This is a genomic window from Sphingomonas sp. CCH15-F11 (assembly GCF_001557005.1).
Classification (GTDB): Bacteria; Pseudomonadota; Alphaproteobacteria; order Sphingomonadales; family Sphingomonadaceae; genus Sphingomonas.
In genome coordinates this window covers 1-204 of record NZ_LSKG01000072.1, presented here as the reverse complement: position 1 = coordinate 204, position 204 = coordinate 1, and the positions used below count along the sequence as shown (strand labels likewise).

1 protein-coding gene is annotated in these 204 nt (G+C 73.5%); it reads left to right on the top strand.

Features of this window, described 5'->3' with window-relative positions; genetic code table 11:
- A partial coding sequence (locus AX709_RS19130; RefSeq protein WP_156454192.1) for a hypothetical protein occupies positions 1-204 on the top strand: 204 nt, incomplete at both ends.

The following is a 204-nucleotide window of genomic DNA, read 5'->3' as shown; positions in this document are numbered from 1 at the left end:
GGCGTTTGTTGAGACGGCGGATGGGGCGAACCTGCTCGCCGGGTACAAGCGGGCGGCGAACATACTCAAAAAAGAGGGCGTCGCCCCGGCGGAGGCCGGGGCCGGTGGCCAAGTGGGCGCGCCGTTGCCAGAGGCCCCGGCCTCCGCCGGGGCGACGACAGATGGCACAGAGGCCCCGGCCTCCGCCGGGGCGACGCTTGGTGG